This window comes from Amycolatopsis sp. WGS_07, assembly GCF_045278895.1.
Classification (GTDB): domain Bacteria; phylum Actinomycetota; class Actinomycetes; order Mycobacteriales; family Pseudonocardiaceae; genus Amycolatopsis.
On record NZ_CP136053.1, the window covers coordinates 1,919,860 to 1,935,117 of the forward strand.

The 15,258-nt window shown below is 69.5% G+C and carries 16 protein-coding genes, 1 pseudogene and 1 riboswitch; of the genes and pseudogenes, 7 read left to right on the forward strand and 10 right to left on the reverse strand.

Translation table 11 applies throughout. From position 1 onward, the window contains the following. The first annotated feature begins 43 nt into the window (after positions 1 to 43). Positions 44 to 877, forward strand: coding sequence for a bifunctional hydroxymethylpyrimidine kinase/phosphomethylpyrimidine kinase (thiD, locus tag RPX00_RS08865; protein ID WP_406638976.1), 834 nt, complete (start codon positions 44 to 46; stop codon positions 875 to 877). Here the strand turns inward: thiD and RPX00_RS08870 are convergent. Further along, the gene (locus RPX00_RS08870; protein ID WP_406638977.1) at positions 874 to 1,305 is read right to left on the reverse strand and encodes a MarR family winged helix-turn-helix transcriptional regulator; all 432 of its coding nucleotides are present in this window, start codon (positions 1,303 to 1,305) and stop codon (positions 874 to 876) included. The two genes, thiD and RPX00_RS08870, sit on opposite strands and share 4 nt — an antisense overlap. Before the next feature lie 143 nt (positions 1,306 to 1,448). Beyond that, positions 1,449 to 2,051, reverse strand: coding sequence for a TetR/AcrR family transcriptional regulator (locus RPX00_RS08875; RefSeq protein ID WP_406638978.1), 603 nt, complete (start codon positions 2,049 to 2,051; stop codon positions 1,449 to 1,451). Positions 2,052 to 2,129: 78 nt separating this feature from the next. Here RPX00_RS08875 and RPX00_RS08880 point away from each other — a divergent pair, with 78 nt between their 5' ends. Then, positions 2,130 to 3,074 carry an NAD(P)-dependent alcohol dehydrogenase gene (locus RPX00_RS08880; RefSeq protein ID WP_406638979.1) on the forward strand — a complete coding sequence of 315 codons (945 nt, stop codon included), beginning with the start codon at positions 2,130 to 2,132 and terminating at the stop codon, positions 3,072 to 3,074. Between the two features lie 594 nt (positions 3,075 to 3,668). On the opposite strand, the gene RPX00_RS08885 is transcribed toward RPX00_RS08880, so the two are convergent. The 3 genes from RPX00_RS08885 to thiO all read right to left on the reverse strand — a co-directional run bounded on the left by RPX00_RS08885 (position 3,669) and on the right by thiO (position 5,712). After that, on the reverse strand, positions 3,669 to 4,421 hold the full coding sequence (locus RPX00_RS08885) for a thiazole synthase (protein ID WP_378314586.1): 753 nt from the start codon (positions 4,419 to 4,421) through the stop codon (positions 3,669 to 3,671). Between the two features lie 2 nt (positions 4,422 to 4,423). Continuing rightward, positions 4,424 to 4,624 carry a sulfur carrier protein ThiS gene (thiS, locus tag RPX00_RS08890; protein ID WP_406638980.1) on the reverse strand — a complete coding sequence of 67 codons (201 nt, stop codon included), beginning with the start codon at positions 4,622 to 4,624 and terminating at the stop codon, positions 4,424 to 4,426. Then, a complete protein-coding gene (thiO, locus tag RPX00_RS08895; RefSeq protein ID WP_406638981.1) occupies positions 4,624 to 5,712 on the reverse strand; it encodes a glycine oxidase ThiO in 1,089 nt (362 codons plus the stop codon). Before thiO ends, thiS begins: the two co-directional genes overlap by 1 nt. Beyond that, positions 5,709 to 5,814: riboswitch (TPP riboswitch) on the reverse strand. It overlaps the preceding gene by 4 nt. Before the next feature lie 30 nt (positions 5,815 to 5,844). On the opposite strand from thiO, the gene thiE reads away from it, so the two are divergent. Continuing rightward, positions 5,845 to 6,513, forward strand: a complete 669-nt coding sequence (gene thiE, locus RPX00_RS08900; RefSeq protein ID WP_406638982.1) for a thiamine phosphate synthase — start codon at positions 5,845 to 5,847, stop codon at positions 6,511 to 6,513. Between the two features lie 448 nt (positions 6,514 to 6,961). Here thiE and RPX00_RS08905 read toward each other — a convergent pair whose 3' ends face one another. Next, a complete protein-coding gene (locus RPX00_RS08905; RefSeq protein WP_406638983.1) occupies positions 6,962 to 7,750 on the reverse strand; it encodes a hypothetical protein in 789 nt (262 codons plus the stop codon). Positions 7,751 to 7,905: 155 nt separating this feature from the next. Here RPX00_RS08905 and RPX00_RS08910 point away from each other — a divergent pair, with 155 nt between their 5' ends. Beyond that, positions 7,906 to 8,850 carry a threonine/serine dehydratase gene (locus RPX00_RS08910; protein ID WP_406638984.1) on the forward strand — a complete coding sequence of 315 codons (945 nt, stop codon included), beginning with the start codon at positions 7,906 to 7,908 and terminating at the stop codon, positions 8,848 to 8,850. Positions 8,851 to 8,857: 7 nt separating this feature from the next. Here the strand turns inward: RPX00_RS08910 and RPX00_RS08915 are convergent, their stop codons facing one another. Then, positions 8,858 to 9,532 (reverse strand): SDR family NAD(P)-dependent oxidoreductase, encoded by a 675-nt coding sequence (locus RPX00_RS08915; RefSeq protein ID WP_406638985.1) that lies wholly within the window; start codon positions 9,530 to 9,532, stop codon positions 8,858 to 8,860. Positions 9,533 to 9,599: 67 nt separating this feature from the next. Between RPX00_RS08915 and RPX00_RS08920 the strand changes: the two genes are divergently transcribed. After that, complete coding sequence (locus tag RPX00_RS08920) at positions 9,600 to 10,034, forward strand: MarR family winged helix-turn-helix transcriptional regulator (protein ID WP_406638986.1); 435 nt, start codon at positions 9,600 to 9,602, stop codon at positions 10,032 to 10,034. On the opposite strand, the gene RPX00_RS08925 is transcribed toward RPX00_RS08920, so the two are convergent. From RPX00_RS08925 to RPX00_RS08935, 3 genes are read right to left on the reverse strand one after another with little or no spacing between them, the layout of a single operon-like run. Beyond that, entirely contained in the window at positions 9,976 to 10,743 is a 768-nt protein-coding gene (locus tag RPX00_RS08925) for an NAD(P)-binding domain-containing protein (protein WP_406638987.1), read from the reverse strand. The genes RPX00_RS08920 and RPX00_RS08925 overlap by 59 nt on opposite strands. A 45-nt stretch (positions 10,744 to 10,788) precedes the next feature. After that, entirely contained in the window at positions 10,789 to 12,288 is a 1,500-nt protein-coding gene (locus RPX00_RS08930) for an MFS transporter (RefSeq protein ID WP_406638988.1), read from the reverse strand. Between the two features lie 4 nt (positions 12,289 to 12,292). Further along, entirely contained in the window at positions 12,293 to 13,042 is a 750-nt protein-coding gene (locus RPX00_RS08935; RefSeq protein ID WP_009084055.1) for a GntR family transcriptional regulator, read from the reverse strand. 154 nt (positions 13,043 to 13,196) lie between these two features. Here RPX00_RS08935 and RPX00_RS08940 point away from each other — a divergent pair, with 154 nt between their 5' ends. Next, the gene (locus RPX00_RS08940; protein ID WP_378313244.1) at positions 13,197 to 14,240 is read left to right on the forward strand and encodes an SIS domain-containing protein; all 1,044 of its coding nucleotides are present in this window, start codon (positions 13,197 to 13,199) and stop codon (positions 14,238 to 14,240) included. Next, a pseudogene (locus tag RPX00_RS08945) lies at positions 14,237 to 15,198 on the forward strand (N-acetylglucosamine kinase). Before RPX00_RS08940 ends, RPX00_RS08945 begins: the two are co-directional and overlap by 4 nt. Positions 15,199 to 15,258 lie beyond the last annotated feature (60 nt).

The following is a 15,258-nucleotide window of genomic DNA, read 5'->3' on the forward strand; positions in this document are numbered from 1 at the left end:
GAATCACCGCCGACACGACCAGACCAGAAGCCGGAACGCGCCCATGACTGAGAACCCGAGCCCGCCCTCCGCGCTCACCATCGCCGGATCAGACTCCGGCGGTGCCGCCGGGCTGCAGGCGGACCTGCGGACCTTCCTCACCTGCGGCGTGCACGGCCTGGTCGCGGTCACCGCGGTCACCGTCCAGAACACGCTCGGTGTGCACGACCGCGCCGATCTGCCGCCGCACATCGTGGCCGGGCAGATCGAGGCGGTCGCCGAGGACATGGGCGTCGGCGCGGCGAAGACCGGCATGCTCGCGTCCGCGGAGATCATCCGCGCGGTCGCGGCGGCCTGCGACAAGGCCGGGATCGGCCGGGACGGCGCGATTCCGTTCGTGGTCGACCCGGTGGCGGCGGCGATGACCGGTCAGTCGCTGTTCGACGACAACGGCCTCGCCGCACTGCGCGACGAACTCCTGCCGCGCGCCACCGTCCTCACACCGAACCTGGACGAGGTGCGGCTGCTCACCGGCATGACCGTGACCGACCGCGAGGGCATGCACACCGCGGCCGTCGTGCTGCACCAGCTCGGCCCGAAGTACGTGCTGGTGAAGAGCGGCCATCTGCAGTCCGACCCGGAATGCGTCGACCTGCTCTTCGACGGCACGACGTTCGTGGAGTTGCCCGGCCCGCGCTGGCAGACCCCGCACACGCATGGCGCTGGCGACACCATGGCGTCCGCGCTGACCGCCGGGCTGGCCAAGGGCATGCCGGTGGTCGAAGCGGCGCAGTACGGCAAGTGGTTCGTCTCGCAGGCCGTCGAGCACTCGTATCCGATGGGCGCGAAAGTCGGTCCGGTGTCGGCGTTCTGGCGGCTGGCTCCGGAGGAGCGCTAGCCCTCGTCGGAGATCAGGGCTTCCAGCGCGGGCAGCGCGGCGATGATCGACTCGCGCATTTCGGGCGTGAGCCGGTCGAGGCGGCGGTTGAGTTCCTGCACGCGGGTGGAGCGCACGCCGGAGACGAGGCGTTCGCCCTCCTCGGTGGCGCGGGCGAGCCAGGCGCGCCGGTCGACCGGGTCGGACTCGCGCGTGACGTAGCCGGCCTCCACCAGCGTGGCCACGATCCGCGACATCGTGGCCGCCGCGACGCCCTCCTTCGCGGCGAGGTCGCCGAGGCGCAGCTCGCCGAAGTGGACGAGCGTGGCCAGCGCGGAAATCGACCCGTGCCCCGGCCCGGGCGCGCCCGCCTGCCGCAGCGAGCGCGAAAGCCGCCCCACCGCTAGGTACAACCGGCCCGTTACGTCCTGGACCGAGGAAAGAGTCACGATCGGCTCCTTCTGACGCTGGTGCCCGCCGCTGGGTGCGCCGGAAAGGGTGCCGTCAACCATACGGCGTACCCGTGCTCAATCCGTGTCAAGCGCGGGCGAAATCACCAAGGCAGGGCCGTTTGCGCAGCTTGCCCGCCCAATTAGAGCACTGACGCGTCGAGCGGAAGCTCCGCCGGCGGGGGCAGCGGAGCAGCCGACTCGGCGCGGAACGACTGCAGCAGATACCCGGCGAGCCGCCGCGACGCCGCCGGTGCCGCTGTCCCCGCGCCGGCACGTAGGCCGCCGTTGGCCAGCAAGATCAACGACAGGTCGGACACCGCGAAGTCAGCCCGCAGCGCACCTGCCTCCTTCGCCCGGCGGATCAGCTCGGTGAACGCCTGTAGCGCACGATCGCGCAGCTCCGCGAACGCGGCCTGGTCCGGCAGCGCGGTCACGATCGCGGCGGAGAAGCCGTGGTTGCGCGCCTGCATCGCGCACATCTCCTCGATCACCCGGCAGAACCCGCGCCACGGATCGGGATCGGCGAGCGCCTCGTCCAGCATCCCGGCGCATTCGGCCATCGGCTCGGCGAAAGCCTCGGCGACGAGATCGGCCTTGGTCGGGAAATGGCGGTACACCGTGGCCACCCCGAGCCCAGCCCGGCGCGCCAGCTCGCTCATCGAGACGCCGAGTCCCTCGGTCTCGAAGGTGCGCTCGGCGACCTCGAGGATCTGCGCGCGATTGTGGGCGGCGTCAGTGCGCAAGCGAGTCGATCTTTCTGGCACTCTCTCACTTTAGCCTAAACGGAAGCCCCTTTCCACTTTCTGTGCTAGAAGTGGAACATGCCTTCCACTTCGATGCGTGCCATCACCTACGACCGCTACGGACCGCCGGAGGTCCTGCGGGAAACCACTGTCCCGAAGCCGGTGCCCGGCCCTGGAGAGGTCCTCGTCCGCGTGCGCGCACTGTCGGTCAACGGCGGCGAACTCGCGATGCGGTCCGGAAAGCTGCTTCCGTTCAGCGGCAAACGTTTTCCGAAGAGGATCGGCGTGGACCTGGTCGGCGAGGTCGTCGAACCCGGGTCCAGCCGCTTCGCCGTCGGCGACCTGGTCTGGGGCGGCGGGCGTCGGATGGGCACTGCCGCCGAGTACTACGTCATGGCCGCCGATCGGCTAGACCACGTGCCCGCCGACCTCAACCCCGCAGAGGCCGCGTCGCTGCTGGCGGGCATCACCGCGATCACGGCGTTGCGCGACAAGGCCCATCTCAAGCCCGGCGAACGACTCCTGATCCGCGGCGCGACCGGCGGGGTCGGTTTCGTGGCCACGCAGCTGGGTAAGGCGATGGGCGCCCACGTCACCGGACTGGCGAGCACGAAGAACCTTGAGCTGACAAGGGAACTCGGCGCGGACGTCGCGCTCGACTACCGCAATCCTGGCCAACTGGGGAAGTTCGACGTCATTCTCGACACTGTTGGTCACGACATGGGCGAGTTCCGGCGGATGCTGACCCCGCACGGGCGGATGGTCGCGATCTCGTTCGACCTCGACCATCTGGCCCGCACGGTTGGCTACATCGCGGCCAACTCGCTGCGGCCTAGCCGGTGGGTGCGGGGGTTCAGCGGTAATCCGAAGGCGGATTTGCTCGCTGACATGAGCCGCTGGGTGGACGCTGGACTGGTGCGTCCGTTGGTGGATCGGGTGTTTCCGTTGGCGGACATCGCGGGGGCGCATCGGGCGCTTGAGGAGGGCGGGGTGCGCGGCAAGGTGGTGGTCGAGGTCGCTTGAGCAGCTGGCAAGTCGCACGAGCCGCAAAAATTCACCCGCCATCGCGCCCACGGAATTGACCACAAGCCGATCTTATCCCTTAGTCCGGATCCGCACCTCCATCGTCACCACTGCGCGCATCACGTTCTGCCTTGCTGGTCGCATAAAGCAGTTCACGTTCACCCCCTCCCTGCGTCTCGCGAGTAATGCGAATACCGGCGGCCGCAACGAAGCCCCGCTGACCACTGCCGCGAATCTCCACAAGGAGACAAGGAGGCCTTAATGGCTCTGGACATAGCTCATGATGATCAACCAGATGCAACGATATCGGACCACGATAGTCAATAACTAACCGCATTGCCGCGACAGAGCTGAAAAGAATCCGGATAACATCCGAATCCTCATCAAACTCAGTAGTACGAAATAGCAACTGCGAGTGTCCGGCACCGTAGGACCATAGCCGGAAGCTTCGCCCGCTCGACCACAGCAGCTTTAACTCCTGATCACTCAAAAGACTGCTCCATCACTCCGGAAACAACATCGGAGTACTTCCGGACGGCCTCTTCCTGAATCGGCTCAGGAAGAGGCCGCTCAAGCAGAACTCGCGCAGGAACCCTAGCGAGGCGGGCTGGACGCCTGCGCCCAAAACCGCTGCGGCACCCTCCCCGCGCCTCGGGCCAGGTACCCAGCCTCCACCGCGCTCCGCATCGCCGACGCCATTCGTTCCGGATCCGCCGCGCGGGTCACCGCCGTGGAAAGCAGCACCGCGGAGCAGCCGAGTTCCATTGCCAGCGTGGCGTCCGACGCGGTGCCGATCCCGGCGTCCAGCACGATCGGCACCGACGCGCGCGAGACGATCAGCTCGATGTTGTGCGGGTTGCGGATGCCGAGCCCGGTGCCGATCGGGGCACCGAGCGGCATCACCGCCGCGCAGCCGGCTTCTTCCAGGCGCAGGGCGACAACCGGGTCGTCGTTCGTGTAAGCGAAGACCGTGAATCCGTCCGCTACCAGGCGTTCGGCGGCGTCGAGGGTCTCCATCGGGTCTGGCAGCAGGGTGCGGTCGTCCGCGTGCACCTCCAGCTTCACCAGGTTCGTCTCCAGTGCCTCGCGCGCCAGCTGGGCGGTGAGCACGGCTTCGGCCGCGGTCCGGCAGCCCGCGGTGTTGGGCAGCAGCTCGATGTCCAAGCGCCGCAACAGCTCCAGCACTCCGGAGCCGCCCTCGGCGTCGGCGCGGCGCATCGCCACGGTGGTGAGCTGGGTGCCGGACGCGACCAGCGCGCGCTCCAGTACTTCGAGATTCGCCGCGCCGCCGGTGCCGATGATCAGCCGCGACGACAGCTTGTGCTCGCCGATGATCAGGTCGTCCATGCTCACCCTCCTTGAACCGCGGTCAGCACTTCGAGCTGCGCGCCCTTCGGCACGACCGCTGCTTCCCATTCACCGCGCCGCACGACCTCGCCGTTGACCGCGACGGCCACGCCGCGGCGCTCCGCTCCCAGCGCGTCCAAGACCGCGGAAACGGTGCTGTCGTCGGGGAATTCCCGCCACTCGCCGTTGACCTTGATCTCCATCAGACTCGCTCCTTCTCGACCAGACGGGCGGGCGTCGCCGCGGCGATCTCCGACGACGGGGCTTCGCCAGCCAGCCATGCGACCACAGCGTCCGCAGTCGCGGGCGCCATCAGCAAACCGTTGCGGTGGTGTCCTGTCGCCGCGTACACGCCTTCGCTCACTTCGCCGATGTACGGCAAAGCGTCGCGGCTCGCAGCCCGTAGTCCGGCAGCGACTTCCACCAGCTCGTACTCCGTGATGCCGGGCAGAATCCGTTCCGCGCCTTCCAGCAGCTCGCGTACGCCGCGCGCGGTGACAGCCTGGTCGAAACCGGCTTCGTACTGCGTCGCGCCAAGGACCAGTTCGCCGTCTTCTCGTGGTACCAGGTAGATCGGCCGTCCTTCGACCATCGCGCGCACCGTGTACGGCGGAGGCGGCAGACAGCCGCGACGCGGACGCAGTCGCAGGATTTCGCCCTTCAACGGGCGTACGGCGTGCTCCAGCAACGGATGCAACTGCCCGGTCCACGCGCCGGCCGCAAGTACTACGGGGCCGGACACTTCGGAGAGGTCGCGAAGCCGCTCGCGGCGGAACTCGACCCCACGCTTCGTAGCCGCTTCGCTCAGCGCTGTGAGCAGCTTTCGGTTGTCCACGGCCAAATCGCCCGGCACATGCAGGCCGCTGCGGACCGCGCCGACGCCCGGCGCGAGCCGTCGGGCCTCGCGGCCGGTGAGCGTCTCGACGTCGCGGTCGAGCGAACGCAGGTACCCGGCGAGGATGTCGAGGTGCCCGGCGTCCGCGCTGTCGAACCCGACGACGATCGTGCCGTGCTCGGCCAGCCCTGGATCGGTTCCTTCGGCGGCGAGGTCACGCGCGAAGCCCGGCCAGCGCCGCAGCGACGCCTCACCCAGGCTGAGCACGGCTTCCTCGCCCGGCCACGCTTCGGTGACCGGTGCGAGCATCCCGCCGGCCAGCCAGGACGCGCCGCCGTGCACGGGATCCGGGTCGACGACCGTGACGCGCCATCCCCTGGCGGCCGCGCGCCAAGCCGCGGACAGCCCGATGACGCCGCCGCCGACGACAGTGACGGTTGTGGTGCTGGTGTTCACAGTGGAATCACGCTCCCTGCGCCGGCATGACCCGGATCAGGTTCCACGGTCGGAGCGGCAGCTCCCTCTCAGCCCGTGCCTCGGGCTCCCGTGCGGACTCCCACACCGTAGCGCGCGGGTAACGTCACCGCCATGCCTGCCTTGACCGGAGACCAAATTCGCGCCCGGCTCGCCGACGCCCGGCTGTACTTGTGCACCGACGCCCGTGCCTCGCGTGGGGACCTTGCTGAGTTCGTTGACGCTGCCCTTGCTGGCGGCGTGGACATCGTGCAACTGCGGGACAAGACCGGGGGTGCGCCGCTGGAGGCTAAGCAGGAGATCGCGGCGTTGGAGGTGCTGGCGGAGGCCTGTGCGCGGCACGGGGCGTTGCTGTCGGTGAACGACCGGGCGGATGTGGCGCTGGCTGTGGGGGCCGATGTGTTGCATCTGGGGCAGGACGACATTCCGGTGTCGCTGGCTCGGCGGGTGCTTGGGGAGGATGTGGTGATTGGGCGGTCCACTCATTCGGAGGAGCAGGCTGCTGCGGCGGCTCGGGAGGGTGGGGTGGATTACTTCTGTACTGGGCCTTGTTGGCCTACGCCTACTAAGCCTGGGCGGGAGGCGCCTGGGTTGGGGTTGGTTCGGGCTACGGCTGCGCTGGGGGTGGAGAAGCCTTGGTTTGCGATTGGGGGGATTGATTTGGGGCGGTTGCCGGAGGTGGTTGAGGCGGGGGCGTCTCGGGTTGTGGTGGTGCGGGCGATTACTGAGGCGGAGGATCCTCGGGGGGCTGCGGAGGGGTTGCGGGCTGGGCTCGTCGCCTAGCGGCGACATTGCATCCGGTGTGGTGGGGGCACCCCGAAGCCCGATTGTGACTACGGACGGAGGGTGCTTGTCAAGGCGGGAAAGATGCCTTGACAAGCACCCTCCGTCCGCGTTTTGGCTTCGTATCGGGGTGCGGGGGTGGTGTGGGTGCCCGGTCGGGTTGGGTGCGTTGGTGGCGGTTTCGGTGGGGGTGGGGGTAGCGCCCCAATGTGGCGTTGGGTGCGTGGGATGCACCCAATGTGGCGTTCGTTGCGTCGGATGCACCCAATGCCACATTGGGGCGTGTTCGGCGGTGGGCGGTCGCGGGCGCGGGCAGCGGCGGGGCGTGAAGGACTCCTTGAGGGAATCTGAGTCCGTGAAGGAGTCCCTCACGACCGGCCCCACGACGGCGGGTCGCGAGGGGCGCCCTGAGGTCCGTGAGGGTGGCCCTCACGGACCAGCGGGGGGGCTACTCGGCTCCGTTTGACGGGACGGCGGGGGCGGTGGGGGTCTGGCTGGTGCTGGGAGCCTGCGAGGACGTGCTGGGAGCCGTCGACGACGGGGGGCGCGTCGGCTGCTGTGTGGGCTGCGAGGTCGGCGGGGCGCTCGGCGTCGTGGTTGGCGTGGACGTCGGGGTGTTCTGGCGCGACTCGCCGGTTGGCGGGGCTTGCGGGGCGGTGCTTGGCGTGTCGTCGTGGTGGTCGTCCTGGTGCTGGCTGGTGTCCGGCTGACGGGGGATCAGGCCGGTGGACACGTTGCCTTTAGTGGTCCAGTCGATGGTCAGCAGGACGATCAGCGCGACAACGAAAGCCACCGCGCTGGAGGCGATGATCAGTGGCCATCGCATTTTGCGCAGTTTTTCGCCGAGGGTCTCCGCCTTTTCCGGCTCGGTCGGGCGCAGTTCGGACAGGCGGACCGTGGGCATGTTCGCCAGGTCGGTCGGGAGGTACGCCGTGGGGGCCTCGCCTGGGGCGGGCGGGTCGGCGGGTGCGCGTACGGGGGCGATGCCGCCGCGGCTGCGTCGGCCCGCTGTTTCCATCGCTTTTTTCGCGGCGTCGCGAGTGCGCTGCAGAGAACGCAGGTACAACTCACCGCCGACGGTGCTGACCACGCTGGCCACTCCGGCGCCGATGACTGTTCCCGCGACCCCCAGCGTCGAACCCAGCAACGCGGCGGTGACCGCCGCGAGCGCCGCGGCGAGCACTGAGGTCATCCGGAGATTTTTCTCCTTCTCCGGGGTTTTCTGCTCCTCGCTCATGATCCCGATCTGATCGTTTTCCGGCCGTTGGTTCCTGTTTCTTCAACGGTTAAGTCGTCCAAGACGCTCCCCTCGTTGCCCAGGCGTGAGGGACGCCACGTTGACTGTCCAAAATGGATAGACTAAAGCTCACACTTTCCTGACATACTCGGCTCATGCACTTCGTGACGATCTCCGACATCGAGACCGCGGCCGGGCGGGTGAAGGGCACCGCGGTGCACACCCCGTTGCTGCGCCAGCTCTGGGTTCCCGGCGAGTTCTGGGTGAAACCCGAGAGCCTGCAACCGATCGGCGCGTTCAAGATCCGCGGCGCGTACAACGCGATCGCCGCACTCAGCGACGCCGAACGGGAACGCGGCGTGGTCGCGTATTCGAGTGGCAACCACGCGCAAGCGGTCGCGTACGCCGCTCGCGAATTCGGGATTCCCGCGGTGATCGTCGTGCCGGATGTCACGCCGCGGCTCAAGGTCGAGGCGACCCGGCGCTGGGGCGCGGAGGTCCGCGAAGTGCCGATCGCGGAACGGGAATCGGCCGCGCTCGAACTCGCCGCCGAACGCGGTCTCACGTTGATCCCGCCGTTCGACCACCCGGACGTCATCGCCGGGCAGGGCACCGTCGGGCTGGAGATCGCCGAGGATCTGCCGGACGTCGAGACCGTGCTGGTCCCGGTCAGCGGCGGCGGCTTCGCGTCCGGCGTCGGCACCGCGATCAAGGCGAAGTGTCCGAACGCGAAGGTCTACGGCGTCGAACCGGAACTGGCCGCCGACACCGCAGCGAGCCTTGCCGCGGGCGAGCGCGTGGACTGGCCGATCACCGACCGCGCCCGCACGATCGCGGACGGCCTGCGCGCGCAGCCGTCCGAGCTGACGTTCGCGCATCTGCAGCGTGTCCTGCACGGCGTGATCACCGTGACCGAGGACGAAATCCGCGACACCGTCCGGGTGCTGGCCCGGCAAGGTCGCCTAGTCACGGAGCCGAGCGGGGCCACCGCTCCCGCCGCCTACCTGCACCACGCCGACGAACTTCCCGGCGGCCGCACGGTCGCGATCATTTCCGGCGGGAACATCGATCCGGGGATGCTGGCCGAACTGCTCGCCTGAAACCCAGTTACCAGTTGACACTCTGGCCCTGTCGGTCCAGATAGTGCAGCCCGCCCTTGCCCGACCAGGCTTCGATCGTGTCGGCGACCCCCGGGATGCTCTCGTCGATGGTCAGCCGCGCACGCGGCCCACCCAGGTCCGTCTTTACCCAGCCGGGAGCCATGAGCAGCAGCGTGCGCGGGTCGCCGGCGTGCCGTGCGGCGTAGCTGCGCATGAGCTGGTTCAGCGCGGACTTGCTCGCCCGGTAGACCTCGAAGCCGCCGTTGGTGTTGTCGGCGACGCTGCCCTGGCCCGACGACATCACGCCGATGGTGCCCGTCGCGGGGACCAGGTCCCCCAGTGCCTCGACGACGCGCATCGGGCTGAGCGCGTTGGTGACCATGACCTGGGCGAAGTCCTCGGTGGACACGTCGGCGAAGGTCGCCGAGGGATCGGTCGTGTAGTTGGTTCCGGCGTTGACGAACAGCAGGTCGAACGCCAACCCGGCCAGCCGCTCGCGCAGGGCCGCGACCTGGTCGGGCACCGCGATGTCGACCGTCTCCACCGTCACCCCGGCCAGCTCGTGCAGCGCGGACGGCGTGCGCTCGGTCGCGGTGACCCGCCAGCCGCGGCCGAGGAACTCAGCCGCCAGCGCGTAGCCCAGCCCGCGCGAGGCCCCGATGATCAGTGCGCTCTTGGTCATTTCCGCTCCTTAGCTATCAATTGATAGCTAAGGATACCTGTCAAACGATAGGTACTACCCTGGCCGGGTGAAAGACGAGCAGCTCTTCGAGGTGGCCGACCTGATCCTCGCGGTGGCCCGGCACATCAATGCCGCCAAGGAAGCCGACGCCGAGTCGGGGACGCCGCTGGAAGGAGCGGTGATGCGGTTCGTCGACCGCCATCCCGGAACGACGGTCAACGCCGCGGCCGAGGCCACCCAGATGATCTCCAGCAACGTCAGCCGAGCCGTCCGGGGTCTGGAGAACAAGGGCCTGCTACGCCGGGAAGCCGACCCCGACGACGCCCGGCGCGTCCGCCTCTACCCCACCCCGAAGGCAGCCGAGAACCTGCAGCGGCTGCGCGACACCTGGTCCCGCCTGCTCGACGGGACCTTCACCGACCCCCAAGAAGCAGCCGCCTTGATCACGACCCTCCAAAACCTAGAGACCCGGCTAGTCGCCCGATCCCGCGGCACCGCGTAGGCGAGCCAGCACCGCGTCCAGGCCGTGGCGGCACCAGGTCCGGCATCCCGTTCCGGCGCAGCTCGGTCAGCAGCTGCTCATTGATCCCGCCCGGAGTCATGTGCCGGGTCGTCAGCTCCTCCAACGACCCGCCCCCGGCCAGCGACTTGCCGACCTGCGCGAACACATGCGTCACGTACGCCGAAGCCGCCTCGGCCTCGACCCCCTGCGAGGTCATCCAGCCAGCGATGGTCGCCAAGTAATCCAGGTGCGTCGCGAAGGTAGACGTCGCCGCGCTGAACGCTTCCAAGCTCGGCTCGTCGCGAGGCACCACCACTCCGCCGACGCGCTCGAACAGCTCCCGCGCGACGCTGTCCTCCGGGTACATCGCGGTCAGGCTCTGCCGCTGCGCCGCCTGCGGCAAGGGAATCGACCGCACCACCCGCGAAGCCGGCGCGACCCACTCCCGCACCTGCTCCACCCGCACCCCGGCCACCGCACTGATCACCACGTGCTCCGGCCGGAACGTCAGCTCGTCCACCACCTCACGCAGCACCGGCGGCCGCACCGCCAGCACCACCGTGTCCGCGGCGTCGAGCACGTCCTGGTTGCTGCCAGCCACCCGGACATCCGGATAGCGCGCGGCCAGCTCCGCGCTGATCTCCTTCGAGCGCGGCGACACCACCACCGGCACGCTGCCGTCGAGCCCGGCCACGATGGCAGCCGTCAATTCACCGGTACCGACAAACCCCAGCACACTTCCCCCAGAAAAGATTCAGCTTCGTCCACCTGGGTGGACATGCGTAGGCGGCCCTTCCACCCCGCAATGCAAACAATCCCCGGGATGCGGCGAGTCATCCGGCTCGGCGGACCCGAGCACCCCGTTGTGAATTCCTAACGCGATCAGCCCGCCGGCGATCGCCAGCACCGCGCAGATCACCAGCGCCGTCTGCCACCCCGCGGTCAGCGCGACCGGATCCCGGTAGGCAGAACCCGTCAAACCCGCCGCGGCGGGCAAAACCGCCACCGCCAGAAGTCCACCCGATCGGGCGATCGCGTTGTTGACCCCGGACGCGACCCCGGCGTACCGATCCGGCGCGGCGGCCAGCACCGTCGCGGTCACCGGGGCGACCACAGTGGCCAGTCCCAGCCCGAACACCACCACCGCGGGCAGCACCGCCCCGAGATACGACGACCCCGGCCCCACCCGCGTCAGCAGCAGCATCCCGACGCCGACCACGATCGGCCCAATCACGAGCTGCGCCCTCGGCCCGATCCGCTGCGCGAGCGCACCCGACCGGCCGGAAAGCAGCAGCATGATCACCGTGATCGGCAATCCGGCCAGCCCGGCCAGGGTCGGCGAGTAACCCAGCGACACCTGAAGCTGCAGGACCAGCAGCATCATCACGCCGCCCAGCGCCGCGTAGACCACGAACGTCAACGCGTTCGACAGCGTGAACGTCCGGTCGCGGAACAGCGCGGGCGGCACCAGCGGCTCGGCGGCGCGATGCTGGAGCCAGAGAAACAACCCCAGCCCGGCGACGCCGACCACCAAAGCGACCAACACGACCGGGTCGCCGATCCCGCGCACCGGAGCCTCGACCAGCGCGCCGGTGACCCCGGCCAGTCCCAGCGCCCCGACCGCCGCGGCGACGTAGTCCGGATGCCCGGTGGCCGCGGTATCCCGCGACTCCGGCACGAATCGCCGCGCCATCAGCACCACGATCACCGCCAGCGGCAGGTTGATCAAGAACGCCAGCCGCCACGACCACGCCTGCACCAGCAGCCCGCCGAGCAGCGGCCCGACCGCGGCGGCGATCCCGCCGAGCCCGGACCACGAGCCGATCGCCCGTGCCCGGTCCTCGTGCGAGAACGACGACTGCAGGATCGCCAGCGACCCCGGCGTCAGCAACGCCCCGCCGACGCCCTGCAGCACCCGGAACACCACGAGCAGTTCGGTCGACGTCGCCGCCGCGCACAGCCCGGACGCGAGGCCGAACCACACCACGCCGATCAGGTACACCCGCCGCCTGCCGTAGCGGTCGCCGAGCGACCCGGCGACCAGGATCAGCGCGGCCAGCGCCAGCAGGTAGCCGTCGAGAATCCACTGCAGACCGGCGACCGACGCGCCCAGCTCCTCGCCGATCCTTGGCAGCGCGACGTTCACGATCGTGCCGTCGAGCATCGCCATCCCCGAGCCGAGGATGGTCGTCCAGAGCACGCCTCGCGCCGCGGGCGTGCCCCAGCGGATGCCGGTGTCCCCCGCGGTGGTCACGCGGTCAGGGCAGCAGCGTGGTGACGAACTTGTACCGGTCGCCGCGATACACCGCGCGGGCGAACTCGACCGGCTTGCCGTCGGTGGCGAACGAATGCCGGGTCAGCATCATCACCGGCATGCCGACGTCCGCGCCGAGGATCTCCGCCTCCTGCGGCCCGGCCAGCGACGTCTCGATGGTCTCCTCCGCGCGCTCCAGCTCGACTCCGTAGTGCTCGCGCAGCACCGCGTACAGCGAACCGCCCGCGGTGATGTGCTTGCGCAGCCCGCGGAAGCGGCCGAGCGGCAGGTGCGTGGTCTCGAGCGCCATCGGCTGTCCGTCGGCCAGCCGGAGCCGGCGCAGCCGCAGGATCTTCGCGCCGTTGCGCAGCTGCAGCAGCTTCGTCATCTCGCCCTCGACCGGAAGCTCTTCGAGTTCCAGTAACTGGGACGACGGCTTCAGGCCCTGCTTGCGCATGTCCTCGGTGTAGGACGACAGCTGCAGCCGCTGCGCGAGCTTCGGCTCGGCGGCGAAGGTGCCCTTGCCCTGGACGCGGTGCAATCTGCCCTCGGCGGTGAGATCCGCCAGCGCCTGGCGCACCGTGGTGCGCGAAACGGTAAATTCTCCCGCCAGCGCCCGCTCGGTCGGGATCGGCGATCCCGGCGGCAGTGCGTCGAGCAGGTCCAGCAGATGCTGCTTCAGCGCCCAGTATTTGGGTTCGCGCTGCCCTCGCGCAGCAGTCCCCGCCTCGCTCGCGGGGGGTGTCTCCAGCATGCCCGGCTCCCTCAGTCTTCCCACATTAAACGCGCCACTGCCCCGTGAGGAAACGTACCCTTCTCCCGACCCGCTCCGCCCGGCTAGCATTGGTCTAGACCTGACCGGACGCCGCTCAGCACACCGGGACCCCGTCCCGGCGGAGAGGAAAGTGATGACCCAACTACGTCCCGGCGAGCACATGGCCGCGGAAATCTCGGAGCAGCCCAGCGTTCTCGCCGGGCTGGTCGAGCGGCGGTCCGGCATCGCAGCAGTCGCGGAAAAGATTTCACAGAACCCGCCTCGCTTCGCCCTGCTCGCCGCGCGCGGCTCCAGCGACCACGGCGCGCTCTACGCGAAATACCTGATCGAGGTACTCCTCGGCCTGCCGGCGGGTCTCGTGTCGCCGTCCACCGCGACGCTCTACGGCGCTCGCCCGGACCTGCGCGACGTGCTCTTCATCACCGTCAGCCAGAGCGGCGGTTCGCCGGACCTGATCGAGGTCACCGAGGCCGCCCGCCGCCAGGGCGCGCTGACCGTGTCGGTCACGAACACCCCGGACTCGCCGCTGCGCGCGGCTTCGGAGCTGGGCGTCGACATCGGCGCCGGGGTCGAAAAGGCAGTCGCGGCGACCAAGACGTACTCCGCGACGCTGATGGCGCTGTACCTCTTCATCGACGCGATCCGCGGCGGCAAGGGCGAAGACGCCGAGAAAATCGGCGAACTGGCCCAGCAGACGCTCGACGGCGCGGCCGAAGGCGTGCAGCGCGCGGTGGACCGTTATCGCTTTGTCGACCGCGTTCTCACCACCGGCCGTGGCTACTCCTACGCCAGCGCGCTCGAAGCGTCGCTGAAGCTGGCCGAGACGAGCTACCTCGCAGCCCGCGCGTACAGCGGCGCGGACCTGCTGCACGGCCCGGTCGCGGCGGTCGACGGCGAGACCGCCGTACTCGCCGCCACCAGCCTCGGCCGCGGCGGCGAGGCCATGCGCGAGGTGCTCGAAGCGGTCGGCGAACGCGGCGCGGACGTGCTCGCGGTCGGCTCGGCGGCACAGGACGTGCCCGCCGCGCTGCGCATCCCGGTCGCCCCGACGGTCGAGGAATTGGCTCCAGTACTGGAAATCCTGCCGATCCAGCGCATCGCGCTCGGCCTGTCGCTCGCTCGCGGCGGCAACCCGGACAACCCGCGCGGTCTGCTGAAGGTGACCAAAACCCGGTGAGCCTCGTAGTAGGCGTGGACGCCGGCGGCACCTCGACCCGAGCGATCGCGGTCGACGCCGCCGGCGTTGTGCGGGGCACCGGCGCCGCGGCGGGCGCGAACCCCAATTCGCATCCGCCCGCGGAGGCAGCGGCGCGGATCGCCGGGGCTATCGAATCCGCGCTGGGCGGGCGAACCGACGTGCTCGGCGCCGTGGTCGGCATGGCAGGCGAGAGCAAGCTGTCCGACCCGGCGGTCGCCGCGGAGTTCACCGCGGCGTGGGAACGGATCGGCCTCGGCGGGCTCGTCCGCGTCACCGGCGATGCTGAGGTGGCTTACGCCTCGGCGACCTCCGAACCGGACGGCACCGTGCTCGTGGCGGGCACCGGCTCGATCGCCGGGCGCATCCGCGGCCGCCGGATGGTCCGCACCGCAGGCGGCCACGGCTGGCTGCTCGGCGACGAAGGCTCTGGCTTTTGGCTCGGCCGCGAAGCCGTGCGCGCCACCCTTGCCGCGCTCGAAGGCGACGCACCGCTCGGAGGTTTGGCGGAAGCGGTTCTCGCCGAAGCGTTCGGACCGTCCGCAGTGGACTTGTCCGATCGCTTCAAAGTCATGTGGGAACTGGTGACCCATTCCAACGCGGAAGCGCCGGTCCGGCTCGCCCGGTACGCGCCGTTGGTGAGCGCCGCGGCCGCCGCGGGCGAACCCGTCGCGGAGGAAATCGTCACGCGGGGCGCCCGGCAGCTCGTGGGCATCGCCCGCGCCACGCGCGAGCAAGGAGAAAAACTCCGATCGTGCTCGTGGGCAGCGTGCTGGCGCAGGACAGCCCGGTCGGGGCTCGCGTGCGCGCCGAATTCGCCGGGCTCACCGTTCTGACCAGCTCCGATGGAGTGCTCGGCGCGGCGTGGCTCGCGGCCGTGGCGGCGTGGGGCGAGGACACCCCGCGACCATCCCGACGGGTGAATGCCACCAAAACTTGAGCGGAAGAGTCGAAACCGTCGACTCAACCCCTCCGGTCCGGGTACCGTAGGAACCGGCCC